We start from the raw sequence: 18,193 nt of genomic DNA on the forward strand, positions 1-18,193 counted from the left end.
GCACAGACCCGTGCCGCGGCTGAAGCATGCGTGCATGCCTACGGCCCGCATCGGACAGATGTGGCAGCGGTCGGTCGCGTCGGCCGCGGCACGGCCGGGCACACCGGGGGACGGGATCACCGGGCCGCCGGCGTCCCTCCCGGTCACGAGCGAGTAGTCGGGCTTCGGGTCGAGCCGGAGCCCGAAGGTGAGCAGGGCGTAGAGCGCGCCCGCGATGGCCATGGCGATGACGATGCCGAGCCCGCTCGCGCCGAACACGCCGTGCTGGGCGCCGGAGGTGAGCAGGAAGCCGGTGATCTTCGCGAAGTTCTTGTCGGAGCTGGTGACCAGGCCGAGGCCCAGGACCGTGGCGACGACCAGGCTCACGATCGCCGTCCACCGCCCGTCCCGCCCGCCGAAGCCGCGACCGTTGGCCATGTCGGTGTTCCAGCCCAGGCGGCGCTGCCGGACGAAGTCGACCAGCTGGATCGCGCCCATCGACCCCATCATCACGGCGATGAGCGACAGGAACGACTGGAAGGTCGCGAGGAAGGAGGTGGAGACGAATTCCAGGTAGAACGCCCCGGCCGCGATGATCGTGGCGTTGATCCCGGTCGTCGCGGCGCGGCGCAGCGGGACCCCGACCGCCATCAGCGCCAGGCCCGAGCTGTACATGCCGGTGATGGCCGCGGAGACGAGCGAGATGACGATGACGACGGAGAAGGGGACGAAGAACCACATCGGCAGCAGCGCGGTCAGCGCCCCGACCGGGTCGGAGGCCGCGGCGCCGCCCAGCTCCGGGTCGCCGCCCACGAGCAGCGCCCCGACGACGAGCATCACGACGACCGGTGCGCTCAGCCCCGCGACCGTCCATCCGATCACACCGCGCGCCCTGGTCGTACGCGGGAGGTAGCGCGCGAAGTCGCCGCCGTAGTTGAGGAAGCCCAGGCCGACGAGCGTCATCGCCATGATGATGCCGCCGACGAATTCCAGCGGGCCGCCCGCGTGCGGATCGCCGAGGTGCGACCACTGGACCTTCGGCAGCACGAAGGCGAGGAACGCCACCGTCATGACGCCGGTCAGCCAGGAGATCCACACCTCGATCCTCATGATCAGCTGGTGCCCGAGCACGGCGACCGTCATCGTCACCGCGAGCACGGCCACGAACCACAGCGCGAGCGCCGGGGTGGTGCTCGAACCGTCGGCTCTCGCGAACGCGGACGGCCAGAGCTTCGCGAACAGGTGGGCGCCGGTGCTGGAGGCCAGGGTGATGATCGTCACCTTCCAGCCCATGTTGGACAGGTAGGCGAAGAACGCGGGGATCCGGTTGCCCTTGGTGCCGAAGGCGAAGCGCGTCTGGGTGAGGGTCGGCAGCCCGGTGCGCGGCCCGCCGACCGCGAGGATGCCGACGAGGGCGGCCGAGGCGAGGTACCCGATGGTGCCCGCCACGATCGTCTGCCAGACGTTCAGGCCGAGACCGAAGACGAAGATGCCGTAGCTGACGGCGAGGATCGATATGTTCCAGGCGAACCACACGGCGAACAGGCCGCTGGCCCTGCCGCGCCGTTCGCCGTCGGGAACGGGGTTGACGCCGTTGGACTCGACGGTGGTGCCTCGTCGTCCCTGCTGAGCCGCATTGCTCATGGACGTGCGCCTTTCGGTGGGGGCTGGTGAAGGTCAGGGGGTGGTGGCCGGGGTGGTGGCGGCCGCCGGTTCGCGGGCCACGAGGGCGTCGACGGCCTCCGGGCTCAGCAGGGCCCCGCGGGCGCCGGGCGCTGTCACCGCGAGCGCGGCCGCGGCGCAGGCCCGTACGGCTGCCGCGCCGAGGGTGCCTCCGGCGGCGAGACCGGCGGCGAGCGCGCCGAGGAAGGCGTCGCCCGCGCCGACCGTGTCCACCGCCTCGACACGGAACGCGGGCACATGGGCAAGGATGCCGCCTTCGGAGACGACGGCGCCGCCGCTGCCCAGGGTGACGACGCAGTCACCGAGTCCGCCCTGCCCGAGCACGGCCGCGACCGCCTCGGGGGTGGCCGGGACCGGTCGGGCGCCGAGCAGGTCGGCGAGCTCACCGGCGTTGAGCGCCAGGACGTCGACGAGCGCGAGCAGTTCGCGGTCGAGCTCACGCGCGGGTGACGGGTTGAGCAGGACGCGCGCCCGCCCGGCGTAGGCGCGCAGCGCGGCCTCCACCACCGGGGCGGGCACCTCGTGGTTGGTGACCACCACGGCGGGCGGCGGCGCGGACGCCGCGAGGGCGCGGACGTGGTCGGGCCGCAGCAGGTCGTTGGCGCCCGGATCGACCACGATGCAGTTGTCCTCCGGGCCGACGAGCAGCACCGCGGACCCGGTGGCGGTGTCCCCGTGCCGCAGGACGCGGGTGAGGTCCACACCGGCGGCCGCGAGGTCGGCGAGCGCCGGTCCGGCGTCGTGGCCGACGCTGGCGAGCAGTGACACCCCGGCGCCGAGGCGCCGGGCGGCGAGCGCCTGGTTGGCGCCCTTGCCGCCGCCCGCCTGGAAGCGGCCGCGCGCGCTGACCGTCTCCCCGTCGCGCGGCAGGCGGTCGAGCCGGTAGCCGAGGTCGAGGTTGACGGAACCGACGACGAGCACTTCCCCGCCGCCCGCGGGGTGTGAGTCCGCACGGCGGTCTGGAGGTGTTTGCGGTAGATTCTCCTCTGGGAAATGCATTTCCAAAGGAAAGCACGGGGCCTTCCTCCTCGTCAACGGTCGGCCGGAAGGCGCCCTGCTAGCATCGGCCGCGCCGGAAGCGGAGGGGATCGGGATGGGCGCACGCGTGAGCTTGAAGGACGTGGCCGCGCGCGCCGGGGTCTCGGTCACGACCGCGAGCCGGGTGCTCTCCGGTGTGCAGCGCAACGTCGATCCCGAGCTGGCCGAACGTGTGCGCACCGCGTGCGAGGCGCTGGGCTACAAGGTCAACGCGGCCGCCCGAGCGCTGCGGGTGCAGTCGATGGACGCCGTCGCGCTGGTCGTGCCCGCCATCGCCAACGCGTATTTCGCCGAGCTGGTCTCGGCCTACTCGCGCCGCCTCGGCCACCTGGGCAAGCGCCTGGTGACCATCGACACCGACGAGAGCCCGGAGATCGAGCGCCGCCAGCTCGGCGGCATGGACCGGGTGCTCGTCGACGCCGTCCTGGTCGTCCCCGCGGCCTACGAGCGCAGCGGCGCGGCGATAGCCGAGCTCGCCCGGTCCGGCCGGGTGGTCCAGGTCGACCGCCGGGCACGGGGTGTGGACGCCCCCTCGGTGCGGCTCGACAACGCCGCGGGCGTGCGCCTCCTGGTCGAGCACCTGCGCTCGCGCGGGCGGCGGCGCATCCTGCTGGTCGACGCCCAGGAGGACTCGTCCTCCAGCATCGAGCGCACCGCGGCCTTCCGCGCCCTGGCCGGGCCGGGCGACCGCGTGCTGGAGATGCCGAGCTTCACGGTCGCCAGCGGCATCGAGGCGGCCGGGCACCTGCTCGCCGACCCGCGCGGGACGGACGCGGTCATCTGCACCGCCGACGTCGTCGCGGTCGGCCTGCTCACCGCGCTGCAGCACGCGGGCCGGCGGATACCGGACGACTACGCCATCGCGACCTTCGACGGCACCTTCCTCTCGGAAACGGCGGCGCCGGGGCTGACCACGCTGGGCTCGGTCGCGGGCGCCATGGTCGAGGCCTCCCTGACGCTCCTCGAAGGCGGCCGGGACGACATCGTGCTGGCCCCCGAACTGGTGGTGCGCGGCTCCACGGGCTGAACCCCCGCCCCCGGCAGGCGCGGGTCCCGCCGCCCCGTCAGCCCACGGCCCGCCGGTCCAGCCACGCCCGGAAGGTCAGCAGGTCCGGCCACCGCCCGCGCAGCGCGGCGACGTCCGCCCCATAGCCCGCGCCGTTCAGCCACGCGTAGAAGTCCACCAGGTACGGGGCCTGTTCGCGCAGTTCGCCGAGCGGGGTGCGGGCGATGCGGGCCGGTACGCCGTCGGCCGCGGTGAAGGCGTCGGCGACCTGCCGTACCGTCAGCTCGTCCCCGGCGATCTCCAGTGCGGCGCCGGTGAACTCCGCCGGGTGCTCGAAGCAGTCCGCGGCGATCCGGGCGATGTCGGCGACGGCGATCATCTGGAGCGGGGTGCCGGCGTCCAGCGCGACCGCGCCCCTGCGTTCGCCATCTCGCGCCTCCTGCATCAGATAAGACCAGTTCTCCATGAAGAACACCGGCCGCAGGACGGTCGCGGGCACCCCGCGGGCGCCGAGGTGCGCCTCGACCTCCGCCATCGCCTCGAAGTGCCCGACGCCCGAACCGCGGCCGACCGGGGCGGCGGTGCTGTAGACCAGGTGGGCGACGCCCGCGGCCGCCACCGCGTCCACCAGGGCGCGGCCCCGGCGCACATTGCGCGCGGGATCCGGGTCGGGCAGGTCGCCGGGCTGCGGGGCGAACACGCCGTTGACGCCCCGCGCGGCGGCCTCCAGCGACGCGGGGTCGTCGAGGTCGCCGACGGCCAGTTCCGCGCCCAGCGAGGCGAGTTCGGCGGCCGCGGGCCGGGCGGCGTCCCGGACGAGCGCGCGTACCGCCCAGCCGGAGCCGAGCAGCCTGCGGGCCACCGCACCGCCCTGTTTTCCGGTCGCACCGGTGACCAGAACGGTCTGCGTGGCGGGCATGCGGGAACCTCCGACGGGTGACGGGTCATGAGTTGGGGCGGGAGCGCGACGGGGACGGGCCGGTCGTCGCACGAGCAGTCTCGTCCGGCGGTGATCGATGAGTCCAACACATGCTCGTCATCGCATCGATCGCCGGACGCGATGGATCCGGCGGCGGCACGACGGGCGGGACGGCGTACGCGCGCCCGGTCCGCCCCCGCCGCCCGCCGCCGTGATCGGCGGACGCCGCCGGGCGACCGGACACGAAACACCCCGGACACAAACGTCCGCCATCCGGACAACCGGCGCAATCGCGTGGACAGTTGTGCCGTCGCGGTGCCAGGGTCCGGCCATGAGTCCCGCGCACCCGCCCTCCCCGAGCCGTCCGGTCCTCGCCGCCGCCGTCCTGCTCCTCGGCACGGCCCTGACCGCGGCACTGACCGGCTGCTCCCCGCAGAGCGACACCTCCTCCGGCGCCCCGTCGGCCTCCGCGGGCGGCGCGTCCGCCACGGCGGCGGCCACCACCTCCTCCTGCGCCGCCGCCTCGCTGCCCACCCGCACCGCGGGCAAGCTCACCGTGGGCACCGACAACCCGGCGTACGAACCGTGGTTCTCCGACGACAAACCCGCCAACGGCAAGGGGTACGAGTCCGCGGTGGCCTACGCCGTCGCCCAGCGGCTCGGCTTCGGGCCCGGCCAGGTGGTGTGGCAGAAGGTGCCTTTCAACTCGGCCTTCTCCCCCGGCGCGAAGAACTTCGACTTCGACATCAACCAGGTGTCCATCAGCGACGAGCGGAAGAAGACGGTCGACTTCTCCCCCGGCTACTACGACGTCCGGCAGGCCGTCGTCGCCCGCAAGGGCTCCCCGATCGCCGGCGCGACCACGCTGGCGGACCTGCAGCAGGCCAAGCTCGGCGCGCAGGTCGGCACGACAAGCCTCGACACCATCACCGGCGTCGTGAAGCCGGCCAGGCAGCCCGCGGTCTTCCAGCGCAACGACCTCGCCGTGGCCGCCCTCAAGAACGGCCAGGTGGACGGCATCGTCGTGGACCTGCCGACCGCCTTCTACATCACCGGCGCGCAGGTGCAGGACGCGAAGGTGGTCGGGCAGTTCGACTCGGCGGGCGGCCCGTCCGAACAGTTCGGACTGGTCCTGGACAAGGGCAGCAAGCTCACGCCGTGCGTGTCGGCGGCCGTGACACAACTGCGCTCCGACGGCACACTCGCCGGGCTGGAGAAGCAGTGGCTGTCGGACGCGGTCGACGCTCCGGTGCTCAGGTGACGGCAGCGGAGCGGGGGTTCCTGACGTGGCGGTGACGTGCGGAGGCGCCGCTCGCAGCGCCGGGCACGCGCCGCGCGGTCCCGGCACGGCGGTGCGGCGATGACGGTACGGGACGAGGCCGCGCCCGGCCTGCCCGACGGCGGGTACCGGCCCTCCGCGCGTCGGCTCGCCCGGGAGCGGTACCGGCGGGCCGCGACCCGCCGGGCCTTCGCGGTGGCCGCGGTCAGCTCGCTGGTCACCGCGGCCGTCCTGGTCACGCTGGTGGTCCAGTCGCCGGGCTGGCAGCGCACCCGGGAGACCTTCTTCGACGCCCACCACGTCCGCACCGCGCTGCCCCAGGTGCTCGACGGGCTGTGGCTCAACCTGCGGCTGCTGGCGGTGTGCGGGGCCGTGGTGCTCGTCGCGGGACTGCTGATCGCGGTGCTGCGCACCCTGCGCGGCCCGGTCTACTTCCCGCTGCGCGCGCTCGCCACCGCGTATGTGGACTTCTTCCGCGGGATGCCGCTCATCATCTGCATCCTGGTCTGTGTCTTCGGGATCCCGGCGCTGCGGCTGAGCGGTGTCACCAACGACCCGGTGCTGCTCGGCGGGTTCGCGCTGTGCCTGACGTACAGCGCCTACGTGGCCGAGGTGTTCCGGGCGGGCATCGAGTCGGTCCACCCCAGCCAGCGCGCCGCCGCCCGCTCGCTCGGCCTGAGCAGCGCCCAGACCATGCGGTACGTGGTGCTGCCGCAGGCCGTGCGCAGGGTGGTGCCGCCGCTGCTCAACGACCTGGTCTCGCTGCAGAAGGACACCGGGCTGGTGTCGATCGGCGGCGCGGTCGACGCCGTCTACGCCGCGCAGATCATGGCCAGCCGGGACTTCAACTACACCCCCTACGTCGTCGCCGGGCTGGTCTTCGTGGCCGTCACCATCCCCATGACGCGGTTCACCGACTGGGTCGCGGCCCGGATGAACGGGCGCCAGGCACAGGGAGGGAACGCATGACCGCCGACGCGTCGGCCAAGGAGGCCGCGGGTCCGCTGCTGTCGGACGAGCCGGTGCTGCGGCTGGAGGCGGTGCGCAAGACGTACGGCCGGGCGGTCGTACTGCGCGACGTGGCGCTGGACGTGCCCGCGCACTCCGTGACCGCGCTGATCGGCGCCTCGGGGTCGGGCAAGTCCACGCTGCTGCGCTGCGCGAACCTGCTGGAGGAGGTGGACGACGGGGCGATCTTCCTGGACGGCCAGGAGATCACCGACCCGCGCACCGACCAGGACGCGGTGCGCCGCCGGATCGGTGTCGTCTTCCAGGCCTACAACCTCTTCCCGCACATGACGGTGCTCGACAACATCACGCTGGCGCCGCGCCGGGTGCACGGGGTGCCCCGCGACCGCGCCCGAGCCGAGGCGCTCGACCTGCTGGACCGGCTGGGGCTGGCCGACCGCGCGGGCGAGTACCCCGACCGGCTCAGCGGCGGCCAGCAGCAACGGGTGGCCATCGCGAGGGCCGTCGCGACCAGACCCCGGCTGCTGCTGCTCGACGAGATCACCGCGGCCCTCGACCCCGAACTCGTGGGCGAGGTCCTCGCGGTCATCAGGGACCTGAAGGAGGAGGGCATGACGATGGTGATCGCCACCCACGAGATGGCTTTCGCCCGCGACGTCGCCGACCAGGTGTGCTTCCTGGACGCCGGGGTCGTGTGCGAACGCGGCACCCCGGAGCGGGTGTTCGGCGCACCCGCCGAGCAGCGCACCCGGGACTTCCTGCGCCGGCTGACCGAGGCGGGACGCCTGTGAGCGAGCAGCGGTCCGCCGCCGGGGAGGGCTTCCACCCGCATCTGCCCGACGCGGCTCCGTCCCCCGCCGCCGATCAGCGCGCCCGCCTGCACCACGTCCGGGCCGACGCGCTGGACGGCGACACCGCGCAGACGGGCGGCATGCGCCGGTTCGCCGCGATCAGCGGCCGGACGGTGGGCTCGGAGAAGCTGTGGATGGGCCAGACCCGGGTGTCGCCCGCCACCTCCTCCTCCGACCACCACCACGGCGCGTCCGAGACGGCCATCTACGTCGTCAGCGGGCACCCCGAGTTCGTCTTCCTCGACGCCTCCGGCGGCGCGCCCGAGGAGGTACGCCTGCGCACCTCCCCCGGCGACTACGTCTTCGTGCCGCCGTTCGTCCCGCACCGCGAGGAGAACCCCGACCCGGAGACGGAGGCCGTGGTCGTCATCGCCCGCAGCACCCAGGAGGCCGTGGTGGTCAACCTCCCCGGTCTGTACGCGCTGCGCCCCGGCGAGCCGCCGCGGGAAGCCCCCTAGCCGACCGCGTCCGGGCCCTGGTGGCGCCGGGACGGGGGCAGCAGCAGGACCTCCAGGGCGCGGGCGCAGGCGGCGGCGCGGGCCACGAACCAGCCGAGCCGCTCGTCGGTGATGACGTCGGGCGTGGCCCGCACGGCGACGGCCGCGTGCGCGTGGCCGGAGGCGTCCAGCACCGGTACGGCGGCGGTGCGCACCCCGTAGGCGGACTCGCCGTCGTTCAGGGCGTGTCCGGCGGCCCGGACGCGTTCCAGCTCGGCGCGCAGCTCGGCCGGGGCGGTGATCGTACGGTCGGTGTGCGCGTGCAGGGGCAGCAGCGTGTCGAGGTCCGGGTCGCCCGGACGGGCCCAGGCCAGCAGCACCTTGCCGAGTGCCGTGGAGTGCAGCGGGCGGCGCAGGCCGAGTCCGGCGGCGGCGTGCACCGAGCCCCCGGCGAGGATCACCGCGTGGGCGCCGCTGCGGATGGCCAGGTCGGCGGTGGTGCCGGTGGCCCGTGCCAGCGCGTCCAGTTCGGGCCCGGCCCGGTGCATGCCGCGCTGGTGCAGCGAGAGGCGGCCCAGTTCCGCGACGGAGGGGCCGAGCCGGTAGCGGGCGCTGTCCTCGTCCTGCTCCAGGAAGCCTGCCGCGACCAGGGTACGGGCCAGCCGGTGGGCGGTGGACACCGACAGTTCCATGCGGCGGGCGAGCTGGGACGCGCTCAACTCCCCCGCGTTGTCGCGGAAGCAGTGCAGCAGGCGCAGCGCGCGGGTGACCGCCTGCGCTCCCGGCGGCGCGCCGGCGACGTGGGTGCGCGCATCCGTCGTCATGCCCCAAGCATGGTCAGGCTGCCACGATCTGGCAAATGTTGCGGGAGCATTGCGCCGTGTTCCGCCGTGTGAACACTGCCCGGCAAAGCGCATGCCACATGGTGGGAAAGATTGCTTCGGGCCGACGACGTGTGCCAGCCTCCGTTGCAGACCGCACGCCACACACCGCACCGGAAGGGGGAGCACCCGTGACGACGACGCCGGGCCTGCTCAGCCCGTTCCGCCCGCTGCTGGCCGCGCGGCTGTACCTGGACCTCGGCAGGTCCCGCGGCACCGCCTGTCGCTGACGGCCCGTCGCACAGCCGCCCGTACGACCTTCTCGCGTGGTGGTGAACCGCGCCCCGCCGCGCCGGTTCCGCCGCGCCCGCCTCCCCCGCCCTGCCGCTTGGAGCACCCATGTCCGTTCCGGACGAGATCTGGTTCACCCGCTGCCCCGTCCCGACCGCCACCGGCATCGCCGCCGACCGCGGCACCCTGGCCGCGGAGTTCGCCCCCGACGGCATCGCGGTGCGCTCGCTCGCCGACGCCGCGCCCGACGCCGGGTCCGGCGGCGGCCTCCCACTCAGCCACTTCACGCACGAGCTGCCCGCGCTCTTCCGCGAGGGCGGCAACGTCCCCGCGCTGTGGGCCCGTTCGCGCGGCGAGGCCACCCGGCTGATCGCACTGACCTGGATCGAGGAGCGGCAGTCGATCCTGGTCCGGCAGGGCGACGGCCCGCGCTCGCCCGAGCAGTTGCGCGGCGCCCGGCTGGCCGTGCCGCGGCACGACATCGCCATCGACTTCTGGCGGGCCATGGCGCTGCACGGCCACGCCGGGGCGCTGGGCCTGGCCGGACTCACCCTGGACGACGCCGAGATCGTCGAGGTCCCCGGTGTCCGGCAGGGCCAGTGGGAGGGCGAGCTGGCGGCGCTGCGGGACGGGCGGGTCGACGCCGTCTACGTCAAGGGCGCGGTCGCCGTGGAGGCCGCCCGCCGGTACGGGGCCGAGGTCGCGATCGACCTGGACGCCGCGCCGGACCGCCGGTCGCGGGTCAACAACGGCACCCCGCGCCCGATCACCGTCCACCAGCGGCTGCTGGACGAGCACCCCGACCTGGTGGCGCGCTTCCTCGCCGTGCTGCTCGACGCGGCCTCCTGGGCCGCGGACCACCCCGCCGAGGTGACGCGCATCCTGGGCGCCGAGACCGGGGCGGGCCCCGAGGGCGTGGCTGGTGCCTACCGCGCCGGCACCGCGGGCAGCCTGCGCCTCGACCTGAGCCAGGAGCGGCTCGCGCTGCTCGCCGAGCAGGAGCGCTTCCTGCACGGCCACGGCTTCCTGGCCGCCCCGGTGGACGTCGCCGCCTGGGCGGACCACGAGCCGCTGCGGCGGGCCCGCGAGCTGCTCGCCGCCCGCGCCTCCGCCCCCTCCCCCGCCCCCTGAACCCGCGCCGCATCCGGCCGGCCACCTCCTGGAGAACCACGTGAACGTCCGTCAGCTCACCCTCGCCACCACGTCCCTGCTCGCTGCCCTGAGCCTGGCCGCCTGCTCCTCCTCGTCCGGCGGCTCGGCCCGCACGGACGCCGCCGGTCCGGGCGGCGGCCCCACCGTCACCGTCCGCATCCCCGACGGCGGCAACTCCGGGGTGCTCGCGCTGGCCCGCAAGGACGGCTCGCTCGACAAGGCACTGGCCAAGGTGCACGCCAAGGTGGCCTGGACCGGGACGGCCGGGGCGTTCGCCCCCGCCGCGCAGGAACTCGACGCCGACGCGCTGGACGTCGCCGAGGGCTCGATCACCTCGGCGATCGCCGCCCTCGCCCAGTCGCCCGGCTTCAAGCTCTTCGCCGCCGTGGACCCCGACCAGCTCGGCGAGGGCATCCTGGTGAAGAAGGACTCCGGCATCAACGGCATCAGCGACCTGGCCGGGAAGAAGGTCGCGGTGTGGCACGGCGGCACCAGCGAGTACCTGCTGCTCAAGGCGCTGGAGCAGAACCACGTGCCGGTGGACCGGGTCACCCGCGTCTACCTCCAGCCCAACCAGATCGGCCCGGTCTTCAACTCCGGGCAGGTGGACGCCTGGTCCACCTGGGCCACGTACTCGATCCCCGCGGTCGCCAACTCCGGCGCCCGCTTCCTGACCACCGGCGGCCAGGTCGGCTCGGAGAACTACGCCGTCTGGGCCGTCCGCAACGGCTTCGCCAAGGACCACCCCGAGGTCGTCAAGGCCCTCTACGACTACCTGCACCAGGCCGGGATCGAGCAGCAGAAGAACCCGGAGGCGTACCTCAACGTCAAGACGACCTCCGGTCCGGAGGCCGTGAGCCCCGCCCAGAAGGCCGTGGAGCTGCCGATCGACAAGGCCCTCGGCACCGCGCAGCCCATCGGCGCCACCCAGCTCGCGCACTTCGCGACCGTCGCGCGGTTCTTCGCCGACCAGAAGATCACCAAGGGCGCGCTCGACGTCACGCCTTACATCATCGACATCACCGCGCCCGCGGCGGCCGCGAAATGAGCGCCCCGCCCGGAGCGCTCGCCCCGGCCCTCGGCACCTCCGCCGACCCGCAGGCCCCGGACCTGGTCGCCCCGAACCCCCGTCTTCCGCGCCCGCGCCCGCGCGCGCTCAGCGTGGGCCTGCGCCTGCTCGGCCCGCTGGCCCTGCTGCTGGCCTGGTACGTGACGTCCGCGACCGGGACGCTCAGCTCGTCGCTGCTCGCCTCGCCCGGACAGGTGGCCTCCGCCTTCCGGGAGCTGTGGAGCAGCGGCCAGCTGGGGGACGCGCTGAAGGTGTCCCTCACCCGGGCCGGACTGGGCCTGGCCTTCGGCGCGTCGGCCGGGCTGGTGCTCGGTGTCGTCACGGGCTTCTCCCGGCTGGGCGAGGAACTCCTCGACTCCTCGCTCCAGTTGCTGCGCACCATCCCCTTCCTGTCGCTGGTGCCGCTGTTCATGGTGTGGTTCGGCATCGGCGAGACCGCCCGGGTGGTGCTGATCGCGGTGGCGACCAGCTTCCCGATGTACGTCTCGGCGGCGGGCGGGGTGCGCAGCACCGACCGCAAGCTGGTCGAGGCGATGCGCAGCTTCGGCATGGGCCGGCTGGCGCTGGTCCGGGAGGTCGTGCTCCCCGGGGCGCTGCCCGCGCTCCTGTCGGGCCTGCGGCTGTCGATGACGCTCAGCGTCATCGCGCTGATCGCCGCCGAGGAGATCAACTCGACCGCGGGCATCGGCTATCTGATGTCCACCGCCCAGGAGTACTCGCGCACCGACATCCTCACCGTCTGCATCCTGGTCTACGCCCTCATCGGGCTGCTCGCCGACGGTGTCGCCCGCGTGCTGGAAAGGCTGCTGATGCCGTGGCGCACACAGGGAGCCGCCCGATGAGCGAGATCACGGCCGTGCGGGACACCCCGCAGCCCCCCGCCGGGCAGCAGCCGCAGGCCGGCCGCGCCGCCGCCGTCCGCATCCGGGGGCTGCGCCGCACCTTCGGCGCCCGCGACGTACTGGACGGGCTCGACCTCGACATCGCGCAGGGCGAGTTCCTGGCGCTGCTCGGCGCGAGCGGCACGGGCAAGACCACGCTGCTGCGCATCCTCGGGGCGCTGGACCGGCACGACGCCGGCACCGTGCTCGTCCCGCGGTCGCGCACCGTGGTCTTCCAGGAGCCGCGCCTCGTCCCGTCCAAGAAGGTGCTCGGCAACGTCACCGTCGCACTGCCGCGCGGCCCGCACACCCGGGAGACCGGGCGCCGCGCCCTCGCCGAGGTGGGCCTCGAACGGCACGCCGACGCCTGGCCCGGCACACTGTCCGGCGGCGAGGCGCAGCGCGTGGCCCTGGCCCGCGCGCTCATCCGGGAGCCGGAACTGCTGCTGCTCGACGAGCCGTTCGCCGCGCTCGACGCCCTGACCCGGCTGCGGATGCACGACCTGGTCGGCGAGCTGTGCCGCCGCCACCGGCCCGCGGTGCTGCTCGTCACCCACGACGTCGACGAGGCGATCAGGCTCGCCGACCGGGTGGCCGTGCTGCGGGACGGGCGGCTCGCGGTGGACGAGCGCATCGGCATCGACCACCCGCGCGACAGCGCCGACCCGGGCTTCGCCGCGCTGCGCACCCGGCTGCTCACCGAACTCGGCGTCCACCGGCCCCCGGGCCCGACTGCGACCGGCCCCGCCACGAAACCCGCCACGATTCCCGCCGCGCGGGCCACGCCGGAGGCCCCGCCCACCACCGCACCGCACACCACCGCACCGGCCACCACCGCACCGGCCACCACCGAGGAGCCCTCCGCATGACCGTCAACATCGGCGTCCACCCGGCCAATCCGTCGCTCTACCACCTCTCCCGGCTCGGCCTGCTCGAAGAGCTGCTCGCCGCGCACGGCGAGACCGCCGCCTGGCACCGGATCGGCGGGCTGGACACCGCCGCGGCCCTCGCCGACGGCACCATCGACTTCGGCGGCACCGGCTCCACGCCGCCGCTGTCCGCGCAGGCCGCCGGGCACGACCTGGTGTACGCGGCCGTCTCGGCGCCGCGGCCCGGCCACGGCGCCCTGCTGGTCCGCGCGGACGGCGACATCACCTCGCTCGCCGACCTCAAGGGGCGCACCGTCCACCTGGCGATCGGCTCCTGGCAGACCCACTTCGTCGCCAAGGCGCTCGCCGGGCAGGGCCTGTCGTACGGCGCCGACATCACCGCCGAGCGCTCCACCGCCGGGTCGTACCGGGCGCTGCTGGACGGCCGGACCGACGCCTGGGTCGGACAGGGCGCGGAGCTGACCGCGGCGCGCCGCGAGGGCCGGGTCCGCACGCTGGCCGAGGCGGGCGAGCTGATCGCCGACCGCTCGGTCTTCTTCACCCGCCGCGACGTCGCCGACAGCCGCCCCGAGCTGGCCGGGCTGGTCGTCCGGGCGCTCGCGGCGGCCGACGCCTGGGCCGCGGGGCACCTGGACGAGGCCGCCGCGATCGCCGCGGCGGACCAGGGAGGTACGGCGGCCGACTGGCGCGAGGCCCTCGCGGCGCTGCCGTGGCGGCTCGAACCCGTCTCCGACGCGTTCGTCGCCGAGCAGCAGGAGGCGGCGGACATCCTCGCCGCGGCCGGCTTCCTGCCCCGGCCGGTCACGGTCGCCGACGCCCGCCACGCAGGGCTCGACGCCGTCGCCGCGCAGGCCCTTAAGACCGCCGACTCCCCGGAGAAGTGACCGTGCCCAGCCCCGAGATCCTCTGGTACATCATCCCGCGCGAGGGCGCCTACCCCTGGGAGCCCGAAGGCCGCCGGGCCGTCGACCTCGCCTACCTCCAGCAGCTGGGCGTGGCCGTGGACCGCCTCGGCTACGACGGGGCGCTGTTCGCCACCGACCTGTACGACGTGTGGCCGCTGGCGTCCGCGGTCGCCGCCGTGACCCGGCCGAGCTTCAAGCCGCTGCTCGCCGTGCACCCGGGCCTGATCTCCCCGACCGTGCTGGCCAAGACCGCGCTCACCTTCAGTCACCTGTTCGGCCCCGACCGGCTGCGCTTCAACGTCGTCAACGGCTCCACCGAGGCGCTGCGCCAGGCCGGGCTGCACCTGGAGCACGACGAGCGCTACCAGCTCAGCGGCGAGTACTGGGACATCGTCAAGCGGCTCACCGCGGGCGAGGTCTTCGACCACAAGGGCCGCTTCTACGAGCTGACGCAGGCCGGCGCGGGGCTGCGCGAGCTGGCCCCGATCCAGGGCGGCGCGCACACCCCGCTGTGGTTCGGCGGATCCTCCCCGGCCGGCATCGAGATGGCCGCCGAGCACGTCGACGTCTACCTCACCTGGGGCGAACCGCCGCACCTGCTGGAGGACAAGCTCAGGCAGGTCCGCGAGCGTGCCGCCCACCACGGCCGGGAGCTGCGCCTGGGCCTGCGGCTGCACCTCATCGTCCGGGACACCGAGGACGAGGCGTGGGCGGCGGCGGACCGGCTGCTGGACGTCACCAGCCAGGCCACCTACGCGCGGATGCTGGGCGACCCGGAGAGCAAGGACGGCGAGGGCTGGGCACGGCAGTTCCGCCAGCACGGCGGCCGGGTGCCCGCGCACGCCCGGGAACTGGAGAAGCACCCCAACCTGTGGCCCGGCATGAGCCTGTTCCGCCCCGGTCCGGGCACCGCCGTGGTCGGCAGCACCGCGCAGGTGGTGGCCCGGCTGCGGGAGTTCCAGGACCTCGGGGTGGACACCTTCATCCTGTCCGGCAACCCGCTGCTGGAGGAGTCCTACCGGATCGCCGAGACCGTGCTGCCCGCGCTGCGCGGCGCCGTACGGTGAGCGGTCTGCTCGCGGACGCGCGGCTGCTCGGCCTGGAGCGTCTGCGCCGCACCCTGCACGAGCGCCCGGAGACCGGTCTGCACCTGCCGCGCACTCAGCGGGCGGTGCTGGACGCGCTCGACGGCCTCGGGCTGGAGCTGCGCACCGGCACGGCGCTCACCTCCGTGGTGGGCGTCGTGTCCGGTACGCGCCCGGGGCCGACCGTGCTGCTGCGCGCCGACCTGGACGCGCTGGAGTTCGCCGACGGCCCCCGGCACACCTGCGGCCACGACCAGCACGCCGCGATGCTCGTCGGCGCCGCGCACCTGCTGGCCGCGCGGCGCGACCGGTTCGCCGGCGACGTGCTGCTGATGTTCCAGCCCGGCGAGGAGGGCCACGACGGGGCGCGGCTGATGCTGGCCGAAGGGCTGCTGGAGACCACCGGCAGCCGCCCCGTCGCGGCGTACGCCCTGCACTGCGCCGCCGACGCGCCGGCCGGGCAGTTCGCCAACACCGCGGGGCCCGCGCTCGCCGCGAACGGCACCCTCGCCGTCGCCCTGCACGGGACCGGCGGCCACGGCGCCTGGCCGCACCGCACCCGCGACCCGGTCCCGGCGCTCGCCGAACTCGTCACCCTGCTCGGCGCGCTGCCCGCCCGCAGGTTCGACCCGTTCGACCCGGTGGTGCTCACCGTCGGCGCCGTGCACGCCGGCACCCGGCCCGCGATCGTCCCGGACCGGGCCCGTCTGGAGGCGACGCTGCGGGCGCTGTCGGACGGCACCCTGGCCCGGCTCGCGGAGGCCGCGCAGCACGCCGCGCGCTCGGTCGCCGCCGCCCACGGGCTGGAGGCCCGTATCGAGTACACGCCCGGCTATCCCGCGACCGTGAACGACCCCGCGGAGGCCGACCGCGTCCGGGCGGCGGTCACGGAGCTGTTCGGTCCCGGGCGGTTCGTACGCGGTGACCGCCCCGCCCTCGTCTCCGACGACATCGGGCGGGTGCTCGCCGAGGTGCCCGGGGTGATGACGAGCCTCGGCGCCTGCCCACCCGGCCGCGACCCGCACACCGCCCCCGGCAACCACGCGCCCGGCGCGGTGTTCGACGACGCGGTGCTGCCGGACGGCGCCGCCCTGCTCGCCGCGCTGGCGCTGCGCCGGCTCGGCGCGCAGGACCCGGCCTGACGGAAGCGCGGGTGGGGCCCGGGTACGCGTCGCGCGTACCCGGGCCCCCGCGGTGAGCCGCGCCGCCGGGTCAGCTCACTGGCTCAGCAGCTTCGTCGCCAGCGTGGCGGCGTTGTACGAGCCCCAGCCGGTGGTGAAGTCCCAGCCGGAGGCGGCGGAGTAGGCGCCGTTGCTGCCGCTGGTGATGTCGTGGAAGCCGGTGCCGCTCGCCTTGTACAGGGCGGGGTTGGCGAAGCCCAGCCGGGCCTTGCCGGCTGCCGCGGCCTGCTGGTTGTAGAGCGCGGCGAAGGCCGCCCACTCGGGGGCCGCCGCGCTGGTGCCGCCGACCTGGCCCCAGCTGCCCTCGGAGTAGATGGACACCCCGGGCGAGGGGTTGGCCAGCGCCGCGACGTCCGGAACCTGCCGCTTGCCGCCGCCCTGGCTCTTCTGGACGGGCGTCTGCCAGCTCGGGATGGTGAACACGCCGGACTTGCCGCCACCGCCGCCGGACCACGCGGTCTCTCGGCTCCAGGCGTTGGCGGAGGTGACGGTCAAGGTGGTGCCGCCGACGCCGGTGACGTACGGGTCGCTCGCCGGGTAGTCGACGGAGGTGCCGCCGTTGCCCGCGTCGTCGGAGCCGCTGTCGCCGGAGGCGGCGAAGAAGCTCAGGCCCTCGGCGGCGCCCTGGGCGAAGACGGCGTCGACGGCGCTGATGTTGGAGCTGGTCCGCTCCGTCTCGGCCAGGCCCCAGCTGATGGACGTCACGGGGATGCCGCTGTCCACGATCGCCTGGTAGGTGTCGACCTCACCGGCGTCGGAGTTGGGGCCCTCGAAGACGGTGATCTTCGCCGCCGGGGCGATGGCGTTGAGCACCTCGATGTCCAGCTCGACCTCGATCTGGCCGCCGCCGAGCGGGCCGGAGCCGCCGCTCACCTTCTGCACGGTGGGGGCCGCCGAGCCGAGGCCGTAGTGGCTGTCGTAGGTGGTGATGTTCGACTGCTGGAAGCCGTCGAACTCCAGCAGGGCGATCTGCTGGCCGCTGCCGGTGTAGGTGCCCGAGACGTTGTAGCCGCCCTTGATCTGGGCGGGGGTGTAGCCGCCGCCGGGTCCGTTGCGCGGGGCGACGGCGGAGGGCGCCTGGTGGTGGAGCTGGTTGCGGCTGTTGAGACCGGAGACGTCGCTGACGAGGGCGCCGAGCGAGCCGGGCAGCGAGGGCGCGGCGTCGTTGGCGTAGAAGGAGCGGCCCGAGGCGCTGTCCTTCCAGGTCGACAGTGTGGTGCCGAAGGCCTTCTGCAGCTGGGCGGCGGTGCCGCGGGCGTCGATCAGCAGGTTGCCGGAGTGCACGGCGCCGACCGTGAGGCCCTGCGCGCGCAGGTAGTCGGTGACCTTCTTGACGTCGGCGTCGCTGCGGCCGAAGCGCGCGGCGAACTGGGCCTTCGTCAGGTAGTGGCCGTAGGAGGCCGACGCGGGGTCGCCGACCTGGGCGACGAAGGCGTCCAGCGCCTTGCTGTCACGGGGCGTCAGGCTGACGGCCACGGATATCCGGTCGCCCGCGGCGACCGCGCCGGTGCGTACGGCGTGGCTGCTCAGACCGGGGAGCACGTCGCCGGACAGCGCGACGCGAGCGGTGTCGGGCTGGGCGGCGAAAGCGGCGGGTACGGCTGCCAGCAGCAGGGCCGGGGTGGCGGCGGCCGCCAGCAGTTTCAGGCGTAAGGTCACGGAGGTCCTCCATGGGGGTCTGGTCCGTGTGCGGGTCCAGATCGTTCGGCTCCGGGTTGATGGGGCCGGATCCACGCTAGGCAGCGGTGCGTTGCGGC

The 18,193-nt window shown here is 74.5% G+C and carries 16 protein-coding genes and 1 pseudogene; 12 read left to right on the forward strand and 5 right to left on the reverse strand.

Features of this window, described 5'->3' with window-relative positions; all coding sequences use genetic code 11:
• A partial coding sequence (locus tag ACWERV_RS33050) for a purine-cytosine permease family protein (protein WP_452940205.1) occupies positions 1 to 1,623 on the reverse strand: 1,623 nt, incomplete at its 3' end.
• A 33-nt stretch (positions 1,624 to 1,656) separates the two neighbouring features.
• On the reverse strand, positions 1,657 to 2,583 hold the full coding sequence (locus tag ACWERV_RS33055; protein ID WP_452940207.1) for a PfkB family carbohydrate kinase: 927 nt from the start codon (positions 2,581 to 2,583) through the stop codon (positions 1,657 to 1,659).
• Positions 2,584 to 2,767: 184 nt separating this feature from the next.
• Between ACWERV_RS33055 and ACWERV_RS33060 the strand changes: the two genes are divergently transcribed.
• Positions 2,768 to 3,727, forward strand: a complete 960-nt coding sequence (locus ACWERV_RS33060) for a LacI family DNA-binding transcriptional regulator (RefSeq protein WP_452940209.1) — start codon at positions 2,768 to 2,770, stop codon at positions 3,725 to 3,727.
• A gap of 37 nt (positions 3,728 to 3,764) precedes the next feature.
• Here the strand turns inward: ACWERV_RS33060 and ACWERV_RS33065 are convergent, their stop codons facing one another.
• Complete coding sequence (locus ACWERV_RS33065; RefSeq protein WP_452940210.1) at positions 3,765 to 4,625, reverse strand: NmrA family NAD(P)-binding protein; 861 nt, start codon at positions 4,623 to 4,625, stop codon at positions 3,765 to 3,767.
• 331 nt (positions 4,626 to 4,956) lie between these two features.
• Here ACWERV_RS33065 and ACWERV_RS33070 point away from each other — a divergent pair, with 331 nt between their 5' ends.
• The 4 genes from ACWERV_RS33070 to ACWERV_RS33085 all read left to right on the forward strand — a co-directional run bounded on the left by ACWERV_RS33070 (position 4,957) and on the right by ACWERV_RS33085 (position 8,182).
• Positions 4,957 to 5,886 (forward strand): ABC transporter substrate-binding protein, encoded by a 930-nt coding sequence (locus tag ACWERV_RS33070; RefSeq protein WP_452940212.1) that lies wholly within the window; start codon positions 4,957 to 4,959, stop codon positions 5,884 to 5,886.
• Between the two features lie 99 nt (positions 5,887 to 5,985).
• Positions 5,986 to 6,873 carry an amino acid ABC transporter permease gene (locus ACWERV_RS33075; protein WP_452940214.1) on the forward strand — a complete coding sequence of 296 codons (888 nt, stop codon included), beginning with the start codon at positions 5,986 to 5,988 and terminating at the stop codon, positions 6,871 to 6,873.
• The gene (locus tag ACWERV_RS33080; protein WP_452940216.1) at positions 6,870 to 7,664 is read left to right on the forward strand and encodes an amino acid ABC transporter ATP-binding protein; all 795 of its coding nucleotides are present in this window, start codon (positions 6,870 to 6,872) and stop codon (positions 7,662 to 7,664) included. The genes ACWERV_RS33075 and ACWERV_RS33080 overlap by 4 nt, the downstream gene beginning before the upstream one ends.
• Positions 7,661 to 8,182: a cupin domain-containing protein gene (locus ACWERV_RS33085; protein ID WP_452940217.1), complete on the forward strand. Its 522-nt coding sequence runs from the start codon at positions 7,661 to 7,663 to the stop codon at positions 8,180 to 8,182. Before ACWERV_RS33080 ends, ACWERV_RS33085 begins: the two co-directional genes overlap by 4 nt.
• On the opposite strand, the gene ACWERV_RS33090 is transcribed toward ACWERV_RS33085, so the two are convergent.
• Positions 8,179 to 8,985, reverse strand: coding sequence for an IclR family transcriptional regulator (locus tag ACWERV_RS33090; protein WP_452940219.1), 807 nt, complete (start codon positions 8,983 to 8,985; stop codon positions 8,179 to 8,181). The two genes, ACWERV_RS33085 and ACWERV_RS33090, sit on opposite strands and share 4 nt — an antisense overlap.
• Before the next feature lie 396 nt (positions 8,986 to 9,381).
• Between ACWERV_RS33090 and ACWERV_RS33095 the strand changes: the two genes are divergently transcribed.
• The 7 genes and pseudogenes from ACWERV_RS33095 (at position 9,382) to ACWERV_RS33125 (ending at position 16,397) form a co-directional block, all read left to right on the forward strand.
• Entirely contained in the window at positions 9,382 to 10,404 is a 1,023-nt protein-coding gene (locus tag ACWERV_RS33095) for an ABC transporter substrate-binding protein (RefSeq protein ID WP_452940221.1), read from the forward strand.
• 40 nt (positions 10,405 to 10,444) lie between these two features.
• On the forward strand, positions 10,445 to 11,473 hold the full coding sequence (locus tag ACWERV_RS33100) for an NrtA/SsuA/CpmA family ABC transporter substrate-binding protein (RefSeq protein WP_452940223.1): 1,029 nt from the start codon (positions 10,445 to 10,447) through the stop codon (positions 11,471 to 11,473).
• Positions 11,470 to 12,336, forward strand: a complete 867-nt coding sequence (locus ACWERV_RS33105) for an ABC transporter permease (protein ID WP_452940225.1) — start codon at positions 11,470 to 11,472, stop codon at positions 12,334 to 12,336. The genes ACWERV_RS33100 and ACWERV_RS33105 overlap by 4 nt, the downstream gene beginning before the upstream one ends.
• Positions 12,333 to 12,935, forward strand: a pseudogene (locus tag ACWERV_RS33110) (ABC transporter ATP-binding protein); the annotation flags it as partial. The gene ACWERV_RS33105 and the pseudogene ACWERV_RS33110, both read left to right, overlap by 4 nt.
• Positions 12,936 to 13,240: 305 nt before the next feature.
• Positions 13,241 to 14,149 (forward strand): ABC transporter substrate-binding protein, encoded by a 909-nt coding sequence (locus ACWERV_RS33115; protein WP_452940227.1) that lies wholly within the window; start codon positions 13,241 to 13,243, stop codon positions 14,147 to 14,149.
• Complete coding sequence (locus tag ACWERV_RS33120) at positions 14,146 to 15,237, forward strand: LLM class flavin-dependent oxidoreductase (protein WP_398183623.1); 1,092 nt, start codon at positions 14,146 to 14,148, stop codon at positions 15,235 to 15,237. Before ACWERV_RS33115 ends, ACWERV_RS33120 begins: the two co-directional genes overlap by 4 nt.
• A complete protein-coding gene (locus ACWERV_RS33125; protein WP_452940229.1) occupies positions 15,234 to 16,397 on the forward strand; it encodes a M20 metallopeptidase family protein in 1,164 nt (387 codons plus the stop codon). The genes ACWERV_RS33120 and ACWERV_RS33125 overlap by 4 nt, the downstream gene beginning before the upstream one ends.
• A 75-nt stretch (positions 16,398 to 16,472) precedes the next feature.
• Here ACWERV_RS33125 and ACWERV_RS33130 read toward each other — a convergent pair whose 3' ends face one another.
• Positions 16,473 to 18,095 (reverse strand): S53 family peptidase, encoded by a 1,623-nt coding sequence (locus ACWERV_RS33130; protein WP_452940230.1) that lies wholly within the window; start codon positions 18,093 to 18,095, stop codon positions 16,473 to 16,475.
• Positions 18,096 to 18,193 lie beyond the last annotated feature (98 nt).

It is taken from the genome of Streptomyces sp. NPDC004031 (assembly GCF_053604375.1).